The 15,237-nt window shown below is 67.9% G+C and carries 15 protein-coding genes; 5 read left to right on the top strand and 10 right to left on the bottom strand.

The genetic code is table 11. From position 1 onward, the window contains the following. Positions 1–68 precede the first annotated feature (68 nt). Positions 69–1,919 (bottom strand): Na+/H+ antiporter, encoded by a 1,851-nt coding sequence (locus H0264_RS24510; protein WP_220139833.1) that lies wholly within the window; start codon positions 1,917–1,919, stop codon positions 69–71. 135 nt (positions 1,920–2,054) lie between these two features. Between H0264_RS24510 and H0264_RS24505 the strand changes: the two genes are divergently transcribed. After that, positions 2,055–2,693 (top strand): hypothetical protein, encoded by a 639-nt coding sequence (locus tag H0264_RS24505; protein WP_181579721.1) that lies wholly within the window; start codon positions 2,055–2,057, stop codon positions 2,691–2,693. Between the two features lie 47 nt (positions 2,694–2,740). After that, positions 2,741–3,367: a LysE family translocator gene (locus H0264_RS24500; RefSeq protein ID WP_181579720.1), complete on the top strand. Its 627-nt coding sequence runs from the start codon at positions 2,741–2,743 to the stop codon at positions 3,365–3,367. Positions 3,368–3,428: 61 nt separating this feature from the next. Here H0264_RS24500 and H0264_RS24495 read toward each other — a convergent pair whose 3' ends face one another. After that, entirely contained in the window at positions 3,429–3,782 is a 354-nt protein-coding gene (locus tag H0264_RS24495; RefSeq protein ID WP_181579719.1) for a VOC family protein, read from the bottom strand. A 112-nt stretch (positions 3,783–3,894) separates the two neighbouring features. On the opposite strand from H0264_RS24495, the gene H0264_RS24490 reads away from it, so the two are divergent. After that, positions 3,895–4,536: a class I SAM-dependent methyltransferase gene (locus H0264_RS24490; RefSeq protein ID WP_181579718.1), complete on the top strand. Its 642-nt coding sequence runs from the start codon at positions 3,895–3,897 to the stop codon at positions 4,534–4,536. 18 nt (positions 4,537–4,554) lie between these two features. Here H0264_RS24490 and H0264_RS24485 read toward each other — a convergent pair whose 3' ends face one another. The 7 genes from H0264_RS24485 to H0264_RS24455 all read right to left on the bottom strand — a co-directional run bounded on the left by H0264_RS24485 (position 4,555) and on the right by H0264_RS24455 (position 11,965). Beyond that, positions 4,555–5,343: an SDR family NAD(P)-dependent oxidoreductase gene (locus tag H0264_RS24485; protein WP_181579717.1), complete on the bottom strand. Its 789-nt coding sequence runs from the start codon at positions 5,341–5,343 to the stop codon at positions 4,555–4,557. An 80-nt stretch (positions 5,344–5,423) separates the two neighbouring features. Then, positions 5,424–5,879, bottom strand: coding sequence for a DUF4189 domain-containing protein (locus tag H0264_RS24480; RefSeq protein WP_181579716.1), 456 nt, complete (start codon positions 5,877–5,879; stop codon positions 5,424–5,426). Between the two features lie 97 nt (positions 5,880–5,976). Continuing rightward, a complete protein-coding gene (locus tag H0264_RS24475) occupies positions 5,977–7,314 on the bottom strand; it encodes a pyridoxal-phosphate dependent enzyme (protein WP_244975933.1) in 1,338 nt (445 codons plus the stop codon). Then, positions 7,311–8,786: a type III PLP-dependent enzyme domain-containing protein gene (locus tag H0264_RS24470; protein WP_181579715.1), complete on the bottom strand. Its 1,476-nt coding sequence runs from the start codon at positions 8,784–8,786 to the stop codon at positions 7,311–7,313. Before H0264_RS24470 ends, H0264_RS24475 begins: the two co-directional genes overlap by 4 nt. Then, positions 8,783–10,048 carry a heavy-metal-associated domain-containing protein gene (locus H0264_RS24465; RefSeq protein ID WP_181579714.1) on the bottom strand — a complete coding sequence of 422 codons (1,266 nt, stop codon included), beginning with the start codon at positions 10,046–10,048 and terminating at the stop codon, positions 8,783–8,785. Before H0264_RS24465 ends, H0264_RS24470 begins: the two co-directional genes overlap by 4 nt. After that, positions 10,045–11,316: an aminotransferase class V-fold PLP-dependent enzyme gene (locus H0264_RS24460; RefSeq protein WP_181579713.1), complete on the bottom strand. Its 1,272-nt coding sequence runs from the start codon at positions 11,314–11,316 to the stop codon at positions 10,045–10,047. The genes H0264_RS24465 and H0264_RS24460 overlap by 4 nt, the downstream gene beginning before the upstream one ends. 115 nt (positions 11,317–11,431) lie before the next feature. After that, a complete protein-coding gene (locus H0264_RS24455) occupies positions 11,432–11,965 on the bottom strand; it encodes a DUF2599 domain-containing protein (protein ID WP_181579712.1) in 534 nt (177 codons plus the stop codon). Between the two features lie 227 nt (positions 11,966–12,192). Here H0264_RS24455 and H0264_RS24450 point away from each other — a divergent pair, with 227 nt between their 5' ends. Next, a complete protein-coding gene (locus H0264_RS24450) occupies positions 12,193–12,636 on the top strand; it encodes an HAD family hydrolase (protein ID WP_231085406.1) in 444 nt (147 codons plus the stop codon). A 76-nt stretch (positions 12,637–12,712) separates the two neighbouring features. On the opposite strand, the gene H0264_RS24445 is transcribed toward H0264_RS24450, so the two are convergent. Then, positions 12,713–14,437, bottom strand: coding sequence for a GMC oxidoreductase (locus H0264_RS24445; RefSeq protein WP_181579711.1), 1,725 nt, complete (start codon positions 14,435–14,437; stop codon positions 12,713–12,715). A 103-nt stretch (positions 14,438–14,540) separates the two neighbouring features. On the opposite strand from H0264_RS24445, the gene H0264_RS24440 reads away from it, so the two are divergent. Beyond that, positions 14,541–15,227, top strand: a complete 687-nt coding sequence (locus H0264_RS24440) for a MerR family transcriptional regulator (protein ID WP_181579710.1) — start codon at positions 14,541–14,543, stop codon at positions 15,225–15,227. Positions 15,228–15,237 lie beyond the last annotated feature (10 nt).

The raw sequence follows: 15,237 nt of genomic DNA, 5'->3' as shown, positions 1-15,237 counted from the left end.
GGATCGGACTACTCGTTACGGAATGTGTTGGCGGGCAACGAGGTCCGTGATCGGGAGTAATCGGGCCGCTAACCGAGCAGTTCGTCCAGGTAGCACCAGCGCCAGCTCTCACCCGGCTCCACACTGCGCATCACCGCATGCCCGGTGTGATGGAAATGGCGGGTGGCGTGATTGCCCTGCGAGGAATCGCAGCAGGCCACGTGCCCGCACTCCAGGCACATGCGCAGGTGCACCCACACCAGCCCCTCCTCGAGGCATTCCCCGCACGCGTCCGGGGTATCGGGCACCGCGACATGCGGGGCGGCGCGCAGATGTTCGCAGCCGCCGGTCTTGGGCGCGGCCAACGGCTCTCCGGCGTCGGAGGCTTCCTGGACCCGGTCGATGGTGGATTCCTCGAGGTCCAAAGCCGCCATCACCTGCTGCAATACTTCCTGGTCGACGGTTCCCGAATCGCGTACGCGCAGCACGGTTTCGCGTTCGGCGGCCAGCATGGCCAGCCGCAGCCGCCGGTATTCGCCGCTGGGGGTGATGCGCTGGGATTCCGAGCGCCCCAGTAGTTCCCACGCCGAGCGCGACCGGTAGGTGACCCGATTGCGCAGGGCCTCCACCACATCCGGCGGGGTCTCTTCGCCGATGCTGTCCTCGAGCGCGGTCAGGCCCGCGGAGGTGGCCTGCTGCAGCAGATTCGCCTCCTGCAGCAGATCCTCACCGTGACTGGGCCCGCGGAGACGCAGGGTGCGCACCAGCCACGGCAGTGAACCGCCTTGCAGCAGCAATGTTCCCGCGACCACCACCACCGCGAGCAGGGTCAGTGTCGCTCGTTCGGGCGTGTCGGCCGGCAGCAGCAGCGCCGCGGCCAGGGTCACCACCCCGCGCATGCCCGCCCACGACACCACCGCCATATTCGCCGCCAGCGGTTTGGGTTTGCCCTGGCGGCGGCCCTCCCAGTGCCAGGCCACATACGTGGTCGGGAACACCCACAGCGGGCGCGCCACGATCACCGTCACCAGCACCGCCGCGCAGGCGAGCAGCAGCGTGCCGTGCGGCAGATCGCTGTGCCAGGCCTCCTCCACGATGTGGCGCACCTGCAACCCGATGAGCAGGAAAACCGCGCTCTCCATGATGAATTGGATGGTGCGCCAGTTGGTGTGCTCGGCGATGCGCGAGGCCGCGCTCTGCCAGTGCGGGGCCTGATGGCCGAGGATGAGCCCGCAGGTGACCACCGCGATGACACCGGAGGAGTGCACGGCCTCGGCGGGCAGGTACGCGATCCACGGCGCCAGGAACGACACACTCGTATCCAGCATGGGATCGGTGATGCGCCGGCGCACGAACCCCAGCAGCACCGCTGCCGCGATCCCGATGAGCGCGCCGCCGCCGGCCGCGGCGAGGAAATCCGCGCCCGCCTCCCACAGGGTGATCGAGCCCGCCATGGCCGCGATCGCGGTGCGCAGGGTGGTCAGCGCGGTCGCGTCGTTGAACAGCGACTCGCCTTCGAGCAGGGTCACGATGCGCCGCGGCATACCCACTCGCCGCGCCACCGCCGTGGCCGCCACCGCATCCGGTGGCGCCACCACCGCCCCGATCGCCACCGCCGCCGAAAACGGCACGGGCAGCAGCCAATACACCACCCCGCCGACCGCGAACGCGGTGAACAGCACCAGCCCGACCGCCATGAACGTGATCGACACCTTCTTGGGCCGGAAGTCCACCAGCGAGGTCCGGATCGCGGTCGTGTACAGCAGCGGCGGCAGCAGCCCGAGCAACACCAGCTCGGGTTCGATGTCGACCTCCGGCACGAACGGCAGATAGGACGCGATCACCCCCGCCACGGTGAGCACGAACGGTTCACCTATCCCGAACCGGCGAGCCAGCGCCGCCAATGCGACCGCTCCCGCCACGAGTACGACGAGTCCCATCGCCCAATCCACAAGATCATCGTGCCAGGTCGCCGCGCTCACACCGCACACCGACTCCCGCGCGCCATCCCTGGCCGAATTCGGTTGCCCTCCAGCCGCCCCTGTCGCACAGTGATTCGGGCGGAAGGAATCGGCATGGGGTTGGACTACAGCTACGAGATCTACATCCCCCGTGAGCGCGCCTGGCGCCTGCTGGCCGCGGTGGGCGAGAACGTGGGCCGCGCCGAGGCGGACGGGTGGGCGGCGGTCCGCATCGACGAGCGCCGGGTGGTGCTGCCCTATGTCGGCTGGCGAGACGGACAGCGCGGCGTGACCCAGCAGCTGCGCTGGGCCGCCGACTGGACCGACCGGGACGCGGTCGTGCACCTCGACCTGCTGCTGCGATTCTTCGCCGACGACGAGCTCCGCGACTATTTCGCCAGTCGTGCACGCAGTTCCGAGACCGCCCTGCAGGAGCCCGACGCCACCGGCCGCTACCGCCTCGGCTACATCTACCTGTCCGTCCACGACGACCGCCACTGCCTGCTACCCGGCCACGTGCGCTTCTCCTTCACCGCGGCCACCACCTGCATGAGCGTGCTGTTCTGGAACTCCCCATCGATCCGCGACTGGTTCGTCCACATGACCGTGCGCACCGCCGCGAGCGTATGCACCCTCGACATGGAGGGCCTCACCTACCTGCTCTACGCCCACGGTCACCGCATGCTCGAGCCCGTCGACATCGACTCCGACAACGCCCTCGCCACCGCCCTGGCACGCCTCACCCCGGCCTGAAACACACTGTCCCGCAGTGACAGATCTGCGCCCCTTACGCTGAGTGCATGCTGGAGGCCCTGCTGTCGTTCGCCCTCGTCGCCGGATTGCTCACCATCGTCCCCGGAGTCGATACCGCCCTGGTGTTGCGAGCAGCGGTGAGCCGGGGCCGCCGCTACGCCTTCGCCACCGCCTTCGGCATCGGATCCGGCACCCTCGTGTGGGGTGTGGCCGCGGCGGCGGGGGTCTCGGCCCTGCTGACCGCGTCCGAACTTGCCTACACCGTGCTTCGCGTCGCCGGTGCGGTCTACCTGGTGTGGATGGGAATCGCCATGATTCGCGAGGCCCGCAGGCCGGTATCGAATCCGCCCGAGGCAGGGGCCGATTCGCGGGACAGCGTGCTCGCAGCGTGGGCGCGCGGTCTGGGCACCAACCTGCTCAACCCGAAGGTCGGCGTCTTCTACCTGGCCATGCTGCCCCAGTTCCTCCCACAGGGCGTGCCGCCGCTGCTGATGGGCAGCGTCCTCGCGCTCGTGCACAATATCGAAGGCATGCTGTGGTTTTCCGTGATCATCACCGCCGCAACGGTGGCGAAAACCTGGCTGAGCCGCGCTGCTGTCCGCCGTGCCTTGGACACTCTGACAGGAACGATCGTCATCGGTTTCGGCGTGAAACTGGCCACCACGCAGGGCTGACCGACGGCCGCGAGGGGGCGAAAGCTACTTGTGCGGCTCATATTCGAGTGCTGGGGGTGGGTTAGCGGGGCAGGGGGCTGTAGAAGACGAGGCCGTTGCCCTTGTTGTCGTAGACGACGGCGCGGCGTTCGTGGGCGTCGTCGTAGGGGCCCTGGACGATGCCGCCGCCGCTGGCTTCCACCGCTTTGGCGGCGGCGTCGACATCGGCGGTCTTGATGCCGACGACCACCTGGCCGTGGATGGGGTGGTCCACCGAGGTCGCCAGGGCGAGGGTGACGGGGCCGCCGTCGAGGGCGGCGAAATGGGTGCCGTCGCGGAACTTCAGTGGCATGCCCAGGGTTTCGCTGTAGAAGTGGATGGATTCGTCCAGGTTGTCGGTGGACAGGATGATCATCTTCACTTCGTGCTCGGCCATGAGCGCTCCTGGGCTCGGGACATGTGCGGGTCGCTGTTCATGATGGCGGCCGAGAGCGGGCGGTCGTGGTGAACGACACGCGCGAAGCCCGCACCCGCTACCCTCCGAGAGTATGAATGCCGTTGCCGGACGCCTGATGTCGCTCGTGGCCCGACAGCTCGGTCACCCGAGCGGGCCGCTCGGAAAACTCGTCGCGGTGGCCCTGAACCGCGGCAACAAAGCGGCGGTGACGGCGGCCGTCGAGACCGTCGCGGTCACCCCGGGCGAAACCGCCGCCGATATCGGATTCGGTGGCGGCGTGGGACTGCCACTGCTGCTGGACCGCACCGGCAGCACCGGCGTCGTGTACGGCATCGAGATCGCCGACGACATGCTCGACCGGGCTCGCGGCCGATTCGCGGACGCCATCGGCGCGCGCCGGCTCCAGCTGCGCACGGGTTCCCTGACCGAACTCCCGCTCGACGCCGACAGTCTCGACGCCATCATCTCTACGAACACCATCTACTTCGTGGACGACCTCGACGCGGCCTGCACCGAGCTGGCCCGTGTGCTGCGTCCGAAGGGCCGCCTCGTCATCGGCATCGGCGATCCCGACGCCATGGCGAAAATGCCCTTCACCCCTTACGGTTTCCGTCTGCGCCCCGTCGCCGACGTCATCGAGGCGCTGACCCGCGCCGGTCTCACCGTCGAAGATCGCCCGCTCACCGGCGGCCCGGTCCCGTTCCATCTGCTCCTGGCCCGGCCCGCGCAGTAACCGCAGACGGCGTCCCGTTCACGGCCGGTGCGGATGCGCCCCGCCGTCGACGACGATCCGCTGCCCGGTGACATACCCGGCCGCCGGTGACACCAGGAACGCCACCACATCGGCGATTTCGCTCGGCCGGCACACATGGCCGAAGGGAGAGTGGTCGTCGAGGCCGCTGGCCTGACGGGTGACGCCCCCGGTGAGGGCGGCGGTCAGGCGGTCGCCCATGTCGGTGGCAACCAGCCCCGGCGCCACGATATTGACGTGAATACCATGCGCCGCTTCCTCTTTCGCGAGGGTATGCGCCAGCGCCTCCAATGCGGCCTTGGCCATATTGTAGGGCGCGCCATTGGCTCCCAGTTGGTGCGCGGCGACGCTGCTGATCATCACGATGTCGCCGCGCGAACACTGCCGCATCGCCGGAAGCACCAGCCGCGTCAGATTGTGCGGCGCGATCGCATGCACGGCGAGCAGCTTCTCGACCTCCGCGACCGGTGTCTCGGCGACGGTATTGCCCCGGCTGGCGATTCCGGCATTGTGCACCAGAATGTCGATCGGCCCGAGCTCGGCGTCGACGCGTTCGACCATGGCGGCGACCGCGTCGAAATCCTGCACGGGAGCATGCACGGCGAGGGCCCGCCCGCCCTCGGACTCGATCTGCGTCACAACATCTTTCGCGGATTGCTCATCGCGCGACCAGTTCACCGCCACCGCAGCGCCCCGCGCGGCCAAACCCTGCGAGATCGCACGCCCGATCCCGCGCCCACCTCCGGTGACCAGTGCGATGCGCCCGCTCAGCGCCTTGTCTTCGTTCATCCATGGACTGTAGCGGCCTTCGCGTCACCGGAGACGGGATCTCCCCGGCCGACGTGCGGGGCCGGTTCGCCCGCCTGCTGTCATCCCGCGTTCGAGGTGCAGGCGGTGTCGAGGAGGAAGAGCGGCTTCACCATGTACATGTACGGCGCCAGCAGATCGCCGTCGGGGCCCGCGTGAGCGCGCGCGTCCTCTTCGGCCGCGGCCGCGGTGGGGCCGGTGCCCATGTAGTAGGTGGGTTTGATTGCGCCCCAGGGGAGTCGGTAGTCACGTTCGAGGACCGCGCCGCACTCGTTGTGGATCTGGAGGAGGACCGTGCATCCGAGGTATCCCGCGCAGGCGTCCTTCGCTGCCTGATCCGCTTCGTCCTGGGTCGTGTAGTCGACCGCGATGCCGACGGCATAGGAGCCTGGGGTGTAGGAGACCGCCATCGCGCCGTACAGATCCCTGGCCGCGTGGGCGGTGCCCGGCGCGACCAGGGCCAGTGCGCCGGCGACCGGAATCACCAAGGTGTGTGCCAGCTTTCGTGACAGTGACATGTAGTTCAACCCCCGAGGTCGAGTAACCGATACCCGGGGCATCTTCGCGGGCCGGAACCGAACTGTCCAGTCGCTGAAACCGTGGACCGAAACCTCGTTACCCGCGTGGAGCCGACGATTCCATGGGTTTGCCGGTGTCGCGCCAGGCGGTGATGCCGCCGGCGAGGCTGTGGGCGTCGTAGCCGGCGCGGCGGGCCAGCGCGGCGAAGCGGAGGGAGAGGTCGCCTACGGGGCAGATGAAAACCAGTGGGCGGGAACGGGAGAAGGGGATGCCGTGGGTGAACATGTCGTCGAGTTGGTCGTCGCGGATGTTGACCGCGCCGGGGACGTGGGCGATGCGGTAGGCCATGGCGCCGCGGGTGTCCACGAGGGTGGGGCGGGCGGTGCGGTCCAGGGTTTCGAGTTCGTCGGGGGAGAGGGTGGGGGTGGCGGCCAGTTCGCCGGGGGAGGGCGGGGCGGTGCGTTTGGTGCGGCCGAACAACTCGGGGCGGCGCTTGCGGATGTAGGAGAGGTACGGTTCGAGGCGGTCGCAGACGATGAAAACCGCCACCAGAGGGTGATCGTCACGTGGCGAAATGTCCAGGGCGGCCAGGTGTTCCAGGGCGGCGGCGTAGCCGGCGCCGCTGGTGGGCCCTGCCAGGATGCCGTAGCCGGTGGCCAGAGCGAGGGTCGCGTCGACGGCCCGGCCCGCTTCCACGGGGATGATGCGGTCGTAGAAGTCGGGCTGGAACAGGCCCACATCCCACATCTCGGTTTCCGAGCGGATGCCGGGGATGAAGTCGCCGCGTTCGGAGACCACGGCGACGGTGCGCAATTCCGGATTGTGTTTGCGCAGAAATGTCGCCGCGCCGCGCGTGGAACCGGTGGTGCCCAGTCCGCCGATGAGGTAGTCGACGCGGGTGATGCCGTCGCGCGCCAGATCCTCGTGAATCTCACGACCGGTGCCCGCGTAATGCGCTTCGATATTCTTCTCGCTGGTGTACTGCGACGGGTGATACCAGGCGCCGGGCGTTTTCGACATGGTCGATTCGATGACCGAGTACACGTCATTGGGCGCGGTCGGGTCCGGGCACTCGGACAGCCCGGGGAGTTCCTCGATGTCGGTGCCGAATAGTTGCAGGAGATCCCGCACTTCGCTCACCTTGATGCGATTGGTGACCGCCCGCAGCCCGATTCCGTGCATGGCCCCCAGAATGCGGAGCGCCTTGGCGGTATTGCCGCTCGACGCCTCGATGAGGGTCTGTTTGCGTTCGATCAGATCGTCGAGATCGTCACGGATCATGCCCCACGCCACCCGGTCCTTGACCGATCCGAACGGGTTGTAGGACTCCAGTTTCGCGTACAACTCGACATGTGGCAGTCCGTGCACGGCGGGATCCAGCCGCAGCAGGGGAGTATTGCCGATGAGTTCGGTGATGTGGTCGTAGCGCATCATTGCACCTCGTGCCGTTCGAGGAATGACGGTGACGCTGCGACGAATTCACCGGGCTCGTACTCGAGGTCGCGGCACACCTGGAACTCGCCGTCGGAACAACGGAATACGGCCAATTTCGGTGGCAGTGGATGCATCGATGCAGTCGCTGCCGACAAATCCATATGGTAGGCGCCGGTATTCGGGAATACGATCATGTCGCCGGAGCGCGGCCGGTGCGGCAGCCACACCTTGTGATTGGTCACCAGGTCGCGTTCCAGACACAGTCGCCCCGCGAGAAAGACGCCCGCCGCACCGGAATCGGACGGTCCGTGCTCGGTACTCGACACCAGCAGGGGATCCACCATCACCTCTTGATCGGCGGGCGTCACGGTATCGCGGCTGACATCCAGGTGCACCAGCAGACTGCCGTCCGCGGCATCCTTGACGAATTCGACCCGCGCCACGGTGATTCCGGCATGGTCGACCAGCGCCTTCCCGGGCTCGAGCCACAATTCGAGCAGGTTCTCCGCGCACACCTGCGCGATTGTCCGCCCGCCGTGCGCCTCGAGCCCGGTATCCAACAGCTCGGCCAGCATCCGGTCCGCCGCCACCGTATTCGCATACTTGTGGAACACCGGAATCCCGTGCACCGCGCCGCCATCGATATGGAATCCGAAAGTATTGCCGCCCCACGTCATCGGCTCACCGCGCCCGAGCAGCGATTCCCGCAGCGTGATCACGTAGTCGTCGAAAGCGTCGGCGTCAGCGGTGAACACCTGCCGGAACCCGCCGCCGATATTCAGCACGGTGGGCGCGAGCCCCCGCGCATACGCTCGCTCGGTCGCCTCCAGGCACGCGTCCACTGCCCGCACCCGTTCGGCCAGCTCCCCGGAATCGATATGGAAGGCGAACCCGCGGAACGCGATCCGGTCCCGCTGCGCCACCAGCTCGTCCAGCACGTCCCCGAGCTGCCGCAACGGCACCCCGAACCGGCTGATCGGCGCCCCCGGAAACCCGCACAACCGCACCAGCACCGGCACGGTCGGCCCGTCCCCGGCCAGCGCGCCGAGCCGCCGCAACTCCCACAGATTGTCGATATTGATCGTGGTCCCGCTGCCGTGCAGTTCGCGCAGAAACTCCTCCCCTTTGGGCCCGGTCACCTCGATGCGCTGCGGACCGAACCCCGCTCCGACCGCGCTGGCCAGCTCGCGCACCGAGGCCACATCCACCCCGATCCCCGCGGACTCGGCCGTCCGCACGAACGCCCGCGACTGATTGACCTTGTGCGCGTAGCAGATCCGATACCGCGGCGCCCGCTCCTCCAGCACGCCGCGCAGCCGCCCCAGATTGTCGGCGAACACCTGCGGAAACACCAGGTGCGCCGGTGACCCGAACCCCCGCAGCGCGGCTTCGACCGCGCCGGGAGCATCCAGGAACGCGCGCACCAGCGGATGGATTTTCGCCGGCAGCCCCGGCGGCGCGGCAGCCGTCATACGGCCTTGTCCGTGGTCGCCGCGACGGGCAGCGCGGTGGTCGGGTTGTAGCCGCTGTCGCGCAACGCTTCGAACGCGCGCTGCCGATTGCGCGGACTGCGGAATTCGGCCGCGACCCGTTTGCTGATCAGATCGATCTCGTGCACCCGGATGCTCATCGATTCCAGCGTCCCGGTAATGGTGCGCACACAGTGCTGGCAGTTCATGTCCGGCACGTAGAAGACCAGATCGTCGGCACTCAGTTCCCCGGTCTCCGAACCGGTTTCCCCGGGCACCTCGGTAATGCCGAGCCGTTCGGCGATCCCGGTGAACAGTTCGGTGAACCGATCCACGATCAACGGCAGAATGCTGTAGTGCGCCCCGCCCAGTTGATGCGGCATGGCGGCCAGGCACGCGGGCCGCGTCCCGGGCGGCAGCAAGGCGTACTGCCGCGAAATCAGGTCCAGTTCATCGTGGTATTTGGCGATGGCCTCCGCCACGCTCAAGCCTTCGGCGGTGGTGGCGCGCCGCATGATTCGATGCGCGTCCTCGATGGTGGAGTCTTTCATCGAGCGCAACATTGCCACGGTTTCCGCCGAATACCGCACCGTCCCATCGGGTTGCGTGGTGAGGGTGGCCGCGATCATTCCGCGCCGATAGCTCGACGCCTGTAATTCCCAATACCAGCGGGTCGCGACCGCGCTGTAGATCCCCGAATCCCGCATTCCGAGCGCGAATTCGCTCGGCGTGCGATACGGCGTCCACCGTGCCAGCAGTGCATGCTGTGCCAACGCGCGCCCGCACGCCTCGATGCCCACCCGGAAGATGTCGAGGGGTTCGTGATCGGTGGTCGTCCCCTCGAGGACCGCGAGATCCCGCTCGGTCAGCGCGGAAATGCGCTGCGCCAGCCCGGTATCGGCGGCCAGCGCATGCCACAGCGTCAGCACCGTCTCGCGCATGGCGATGGGCATGATCGGCCCGAGCCCACCGGAGTGGAAGTGCCCGGTATTGGGGATTCCGTCGCTGTCGGTCCATGCGATGCGATGGGTGGCGCTGGTGACCTGTTCGGCCCGGCACGGCCGCATGAACCGCTCCAGATACAGCCGCTGCGACAGCGTCAGATGCGAGCCGGGTTCGGGTTGTAGTCGCGCGCACGTGTATTCGATGCGGCGTGGCGCGGCGGGCACGGTGGCGGAAGCGCCGAGCCCGGGCCGGGCCAACACGGCCAGCACCCGGGAGGCGGCGCGGCGGTCGTAGCGGGGCTCGTGGCCATTGCTCGTCAAGAGACCTCCTCGGCAATCGTGGCGACACACTCGGTGAAGCGGTCGATCTCGTCGAAGGTGTTGTAGATGTGCGTGCTCACCCGCACCGAGTCCTCGTCGCGGGGTGCATCGTCGGCGGGCACGCAGTGCGTGCCGGTGCGCACCAGGAAACCGAGTTCGCTGAGTACGAATCCGAGGTCGCCGGTGCTGATGCCGTCGAGGGTGAACGACACGATGCCGTAGCCGGTTTCGCACGGGGCGTACGCCGGGCCGGGCAGGAATTCGAGTCCGGGCACCGGACGCAATCCGGTGATGAGCCGCTGGGTCAGCGCGCGATTGTGCGTGCCGATGGCTTCGAGCCCGACCCGCTCGAACACCTCCAATGCTGCACCGAGTGCAAGAATTCCGGGCAGATTGTGGGTGCCGCCCTCGAGCAGTTGCGGCATGGCGCCCGCGACCAGTCCCGAGTCGCCCAGTGACACACCCGAGTTCCCGCCCGGCAGGAACGGCATCAGCTCGCCATGACGGCGGCGACGGCAGTACAGCACGCCCGTGCCCGGCGCTCCGAACATCTTGTGCGCGGAGAACACCGCGAAGTCCGCTTCCAGTTCCCGCACATCCACCGGCAGATGCCCGCCGCTCTGCGAACAGTCGAAGCACAGCGCGATGGCCGGATCGATCCGCCCGCGCAATTCCTCGAGTGTGCTCAGCGCCCCGAACACGTGATGCAGATGCCCGACGGTGATCATCCGCGTGCGCGGCCCGATCCGGCGCTCGAGATCATCGATATCGGCCTCGCCCATGGCATTCACCCGATACGGCGTCAAGACGATCTCGCGCCCGAACCCGCGCAGCAGCCGTCGCAGGTGATGCCACGGATAGACATTCGATGCATGATCGCGCGGACTGTAGAGAATCTCGTCCCCGTCGGCCAGATTGGCCAGCCCCCACGACAGCGCCACCGCGTTGAGCCCGGCTGTGGCTCCACCGGTGAAGACCACCTCGTCGGCGTCGGCGTGGATGAAGGCCGCCATGCGTTCGCGCACCGATTCGATCTCGCGGGTGAGCCCGCCCGCCCACGGATACGTCCCGCGCCCCGCATTGGCCGTGCGGGAACTGTGGTACCGCCGCACCGCCTCGATCACCGGCAGCGGTTTCTGTGTGGTCGAGGCCGAATCCAGATAGACGTCCGAGGTTTCGGCGAGCGCGGGGAACAGCTCGCGCGGCGGCAGCGCGGGCACCCGGGCGGGTGTCGGCCCGGCGGTGGACGCAGGCGCACAAGACTGCACCGGTCGCTCCCTCCGAGGAGTACGCGCTGGACGCCACCAACGATACGCACATTTACCGCCACGCTCGAAGGTTCTCGGTGGCAAGCCTTTTCGTCGGTATGGTCCCGTTACCGGTTCACCGCTCGGGTCCGCCCGGATTGCACAGGGCGTTCACCGTCTCCTGGTAGCCGACGGCGGGCCGCCACGGCTCCAGATTCCAGCTGGTCTTGTTGGGGGCCACCACGCGCGCCCATTCCCAATGGCAGCGGAACTGATCCTGCATGCCCGCGGTGTCGGCGTCGGGGGACAGGGCGAGCACTTCCTGCCAGGCGCGATCACCGGCGGTGGGGAAGGTGTCCTGCCGTCCGGCGGTGGTCGGATAGACCAGGAGGCGAGCCCCGTCGACAGCCTCGGTCCACTCGACGTGATCGATGAGCGGCTGATCGGCATAGGGATCGACGGCCGGCGTGGTCGGCGCCGCCGCGATGGACACCGTCCCGGCCTGGGGTGGCGCCGAATACGGGGTGGGCAGATCGGGCGCCGAGGCGGGCGTGGGATCCAGCGACCCCACCACGACCGGCGACGACTCCTCGGCGGCACCACAACTGGTCAGTACCAGTGCCAGCGCGAGCGCGGCCGGGCCACCCGCTAGTTTCCACCGACGCCGCATGGGCCTCGCCCCTTTCCGTTGCTCTCAGGCCACCGCCACCAGCCGCAACCCCGGGATCATGATTGCATCACGAGCACTGAAACTCGAATGTCTCGCATTTGCTACCGGTGGCAAGTTGGCCCAGACAGACCCTACGATGGCACGCGGGGCGGTCCCGGGAAGGGGGCCGACGGGACGACGATAGAGGCAGGATGATGTCACCGACTGTGAAATGTCTTGTCTGGGAAGTGGATAACACGCTGTGGGACGGCGTGGTATCCGACTCGACCAGCGGGGCCCTGCGCGCCGATGCGGCGCGCTCCTTGCGACTGTTGGCCGAACGCGGCGTCATGCACGCGGTCGCCAGTCGCGGCGAATGGGCCTGGACGGTGGAGCAGCTGCGCGTGCACGGACTGCTGAATCGCTTCGCGGTGGTCGAAGTCGGCTGGGGGCGAAAGTCGGCCGCCATCACCCGCATCGCGCAGACACTCGGCGTGAGCATGGACCAGGTCGGCTACATCGACGCCGAGCCCCTCGAACGCAGCGAGGTCGCGCACGCCCTGCCGCAGGTGCGCTGCTACGCGGCCCGGCACGTGGATGTGCTTGCCGCGCTGCAGGAATTCCGAGCACCGGTGGGTGCGATGCCGCCGCCCACCTCGCCGATGGGGTTCGTGCACGTCAACGCCCGCTGAACCGGGCGGTTCCGCTGCGCCGGCGTCGCCGGATCTCCCACCGACGACGCCGATTCCGATTACGCGCGATCTGCGCTCATGCGGATTCGCTTGCGCTACGCCGGATCTCGACGATCGGCAATACCAGCGCCGCGGGTGCGCTCGCCGGAACGACCGGCTGCTTGGGCGCGATCGGCGCGATGCGCTGGTATCCGCTGCCCGGTTCGGGCCGGGTGTCCTGCTCACCCTTGTTGGGCCACATGGCCGCCGCGCGCTCGGCCTGCGCGGTGATGGTCAGTGACGGGTTCACGCCCAGGTTCGCCGAGACCGCCGCACCGTCGACCACGCTCAGCGTCGGGTAGCCGTAGACGCGGTGGTAGGCGTCGATCACCCCGGTGCTCGCGTCCGCGCCGATGGCCGCGCCGCCCAGGAAGTGCGCGGTCAGCGGGATATTGAACACCTCGCCCCAGCTGCCGCCCGCGACGCCGCCGATCTTGTCGGCCACCGCGCGGGTGACCTCGTTGCCGACGGGGATCCAGGTCGGATTCGGTTCGCCGTGGCCCTGTTTCGAGGTGAGCTTGCGACCGAACAGTCCGCGCTTGGTGTACGTGGTGATCGAATTGTCCAGATGCTGCATGACCAGCGAGATGATGGTCCGCTCACTCCAGTTCTTCACCGACATGAACTGCAGCAGCGTCAGCGGATGCAACAGCACCGTCCACAGGAACCGCAGCCAGCGCGGCATCCGGCCGCCGCCGTCGACCATGAGGGTCTGCAGCAGGCCCATCGCATTGGAGCCCTTGCCGTAGCGGACCGGCTCGATATGGGTGTCAGGCGTGGGGTGGATCGAGGAGGTGATGGCGACACCGCGGGTGAAATCGCGGTTCGGATCCACCTTGCGGGTGGCCGCGCCGACGATGGATTCGGAATTGGTGCGCGTCAGCACGCCCAGGCGATCGGACAGGCCCGGCAGAATTCCCTTGTCCCGCATGGCGAACAGCAGCTGCTGGGTGCCGCGCGTGCCGGCGGCGAGCACCACGTGCCCGGCGGTGTAGGTCTTGGGCTGCTTGCGCACCCAGGCGCCGGTGCGTTCGGTGTGCACATCCCAGGTGCCGTCCGGCAGGGGTTTGACCGCAGTGACCGTCGTCATCGGAATGACCTGCGCCCCGGCCTTTTCCGCCAGATACAGGTAGTTCTTGACCAGGGTGTTCTTGGCATTGTGCCGGCAGCCGGTCATGCACTCGCCGCATTCGATGCAGCCGGTGCGCCGCGGTCCCGCGCCGCCGAAGTACGGGTCGTCGACGGTCTGACCCGCTTCGCCGAAGAACACGCCGACCGGGGTCTGCACGAAGGTGTCGCCGCACCCCATATCGTCGGCGACCTGCTTGAAAACCTCGTCGGCGGGGGTCAGATGCGGATTGCGGACCACGCCGAGCATCTTCTGCGCCTGCTCGTAGTAGGGCATGAGCTCGTCGTGCCAGTCGGTGATGTCGCGCCACTGGGCGTCCTGGAAGAACGGCTGCGGCGGGACGTAGAGGGTGTTCGCGTAGTTCAGCGAGCCGCCGCCGACGCCCGCGCCGGCCAGGATGAGCACATCGCGCAGGGGGTGGATGCGCTGGATGCCGTAGCAGCCCAGCTTGGGCGCCCACAGGAATTTGCGCAGGTCCCAGCTGGTGGTGGGCAGCTCGTCGTCGGCGTAGCGCTGACCGGCCTCGAGCACGCCGACGCGGTAGCCCTTCTCGACCAGGCGCAGTGCGGTGACACTGCCACCGAATCCGGATCCGACAATGAGCACGTCGAAATCGGTTTCGCGTCGGGTCATCGCAAACTCCCTGGTCGTCGTCGACAAGTGTGGCGGCCGTTACGCTAACGCGGACAGTTGGAACTGTCAACGAAGGGTATCCGTACTGTCTATGCTGCTCTTCGTGGACAGATACAGCCGCACGCAACTCGCCGAAATGAGCGGCGTACCCGCCCGCACCATCCGCTACTACCACTCGCTGGGCGTGCTCCCGAAGCCCGGACGGGCCGGGAAGGAAGCGGTCTACAGCGCCGAACATCTGGATCGGCTGCGCGATATCGCGGCCATGCAGGCGCGCGGGCTGCGGCTCGATGCCATCCGCGAGGTCCTGGCCGCGGACACCCCCAGCAGTGAATGGCGCACGGTCTTCGGTCCGGGTCGGCCCGTGGCAGCGGGGGATCAGCCCGCGACGGTGCTCTCCGATGAAGAACTCTCCGAGCTGCTCGGCGACCGCCGGCCCGAAATCCTCGACGAACTGGTCGCCGCCCAATATGTCGAACGCTGCGCCGAGGGCTGGCGCATTCCCGACGAGCCCATGCTCAAGGGCGCGCTCATTCTCTACGACGTGGGCACCGAGGTCACCCTCGCCGGTGCGCTGCGCAAACTGATTCGCGCCCGGCTGGCCGAACTGGCCGACGAGATCGTGCAAACCTTCGGCGACGCCGCCACCACCTCCTACGGCGGCGAGGGGATCGGCGACGATCTCATGCGCTTCCGCGATCGCTTCCGCGCGGCTGCCTGGGAAGTCGGCGGCGCCACCCTCGCCGACGAAATCGAGCGCGCCGTAAAGGAATACGGCAGCGAACGCTAATTTTCAGCGA

The organism is Nocardia huaxiensis, from assembly GCF_013744875.1.
GTDB lineage: Bacteria > Actinomycetota > Actinomycetes > Mycobacteriales > Mycobacteriaceae > Nocardia > Nocardia huaxiensis.
Note: the sequence above shows the minus strand (reverse complement) of the source record. Positions and strands in the feature narration are given on the sequence as shown.